The sequence below is a fragment of the Kocuria sp. genome, assembly GCF_030536815.1.
Classification (GTDB): Bacteria; Actinomycetota; Actinomycetes; order Actinomycetales; family Micrococcaceae; genus Kocuria; species Kocuria gwangalliensis.
Genome location: NZ_JAUNPE010000287.1, coordinates 1 through 2,036, shown reverse-complemented (window position 1 = coordinate 2,036; position 2,036 = coordinate 1). Strand labels below are relative to the sequence as shown.

The 2,036-nt window shown below is 63.9% G+C and carries 2 protein-coding genes; both read left to right on the top strand.

Annotated features, from left to right (window positions below):
• Positions 1-35: 35 nt before the first annotated feature.
• Positions 36-1,106, top strand: a complete 1,071-nt coding sequence (locus Q4E95_RS13220; protein WP_303383741.1) for an aliphatic sulfonate ABC transporter substrate-binding protein — start codon at positions 36-38, stop codon at positions 1,104-1,106.
• On the top strand, positions 1,103-1,963 hold the full coding sequence (locus Q4E95_RS13215) for an ABC transporter permease (RefSeq protein WP_303383740.1): 861 nt from the start codon (positions 1,103-1,105) through the stop codon (positions 1,961-1,963). Before Q4E95_RS13220 ends, Q4E95_RS13215 begins: the two co-directional genes overlap by 4 nt.
• The last annotated feature ends 73 nt before the right edge of the window (positions 1,964-2,036 follow it).

Genomic DNA, 2,036 nt, shown 5'->3' with positions numbered 1-2,036 from the left:
ACGTACTCTGCATACGATCCTCTGGAGGTCCCACCATGAATCCATCCAAAAACACGCCGTCTCGTCGTTCCGTGCTGAGAGCCGGTGCGCTGGGCCTGGGGGCTGTGACGCTCTCCGGTTTCCTGAGCGCATGCGCCGGCGAGGGCTCCGGCGGCGATAACGCCCCGAGCCAAAGCAGCGGCAATGGTGAGGCATTCACGCTCAACATCGACTTCGCGACCTACAACCCCCTGAGCCTGGTCATCAAGGACAAGGGCTGGCTCGAGAACACGCTGAAGGATCGGAACGTCACCGTGAACTGGGTCCAGTCCGCCGGTTCCAACAAGGCGAATGAGAACCTTCGCGCGGAAGCAATCCACGTGGGCTCCACCGCCGGTTCCGCAGCCCTGCTGGCGCGCTCCAACAACTCCCCTATCAAGGTGGTGTCACTCTTCAGCCGCCCGGAGTGGGCCGCGCTGGTTGTTCCCGCGGACTCCGAGATCACCGAGGTGGCAGATCTCAAGGGCAAGTCCGTGGCCGCGACCAAGGGCACGGACCCGTACTTCTTCCTGCTCCAGGCCCTCCAGGAAGCCGGCGTCGATCCCAGCGAGGTCACCGTGCAGAACCTGCAGCACGCGGACGGCCGCTCCGCCCTGGAGAACGGTTCCGTGGATGCGTGGAGCGGTCTGGATCCGATCATGGCCGGCGCGGAGGAGAAGGGCGCCAAGCTCTTCTTCCGAAACCTCGAGTTCAACACCTACGGCTTCCTCAACGCCACTGAGTCATTCCTGGCAGAACAACCGGAGATCGCCCAGACCGTGGTCGACGCCTACGAGCACGCCCGCAAATGGGCCGCAGAAAACGTTGACGAAACCGTCAAGATCCTCGCCGAGGTCGCAGGCCTGGACGAGTCGGTCGCCCGCAAGGTCATCACCGAGCGCTCCAACCTCGACGTCGATCCCGTTCCCGGCGACCGCCAACTCGAGGTCCTGCGCCGCGTGGGCCCGTACCTGGTTGAATCCGGTGACGTTTCCAACCAGTCCCAGGTGGACGACGCCCTCAACACGATTATTGACGCCTCCTTCATCGAGAAGGCCGACCCCTCCACCATCAAGGCTGACGCATGAGCACCTCGGTAGACACACCCGCACCCAATAATCCGACCACTACCGACATCGGCACGAACGACGGCGCTCTGCGGCCGCGCGTCGTCAGCCCCCTGCGCCGCGGCGCCGGGGTGAAACGCGCGGCCTTGGGCGCGATTGTCCCGCTGGTCTTGCTTTTACTGTGGTGGCTGTCCACCAGCGTGTTGGGGATCTTCTCCCCCGTTCAGCTCCCGTCACCGGGTTCGGTGGTCGAGGCCGGAATCGATCTCGCCCAGCGCGGTGAACTCTGGACCCACGTGGGCATCTCCGTGCAGCGCGTTCTGCTGGGCTTCGCCATCGGAGCCGTTCTGGGCCTGACCTTCGGGTCGCTCGTGGGCCTGTCCCAGTGGGCGGATGCGTTGCTGACTCCGACCATTGGCGCGTTCCGCGCGGTCCCCAGCCTCGCGTGGGTTCCCTTGTTGATCCTCTGGATGAAGATCGGCGAGGACTCCAAGGTCACCCTGATTGCCATTGGTGCCTTCTTCCCCATTTTCACCACCGTGTACATGGCGCTGCGTCACGTGGACAAGAACCTGGTGGAAGCCGGCCGTGCCTTTGGTTTGTCCGGTCTCAAGCTGTTGACAACCATTCAGCTGCCCGCGGTCGTGCCGTCCGTGTTTTCGGGTCTTCGACTGGCCTTGGCGCAGGCGTGGCTGTTCCTGGTGGCCGCCGAGCTCATTGCCAGCTCCATGGGCCTGGGGTTCCTGTTGACCGATTCGCAGAACAATGGGCGAACGGATCGCCTGCTTCTGGCGATCATCCTGCTGGCCGTGATCGGCAAAATCACGGACGCGATCCTCGGCGTGGTCGAACGGAAGGCCGTGAACCGCTGGGCCTGACCTGCTCGACTTCTCAACCGCCGACGCCGGGTGGTCACCTTTGTGAGGTGACCACCCGGCGTCGTGATGTCTA

Coding starts and splice junctions, on each gene's coding strand:
- Q4E95_RS13220 (WP_303383741.1), top strand. CDS start 36: ATGAATCCATCCAAAAACACGCCGTCTCGTCGTTCCGTGCTGAGAGCC.
- Q4E95_RS13215 (WP_303383740.1), top strand. CDS start 1,103: ATGAGCACCTCGGTAGACACACCCGCACCCAATAATCCGACCACTACC.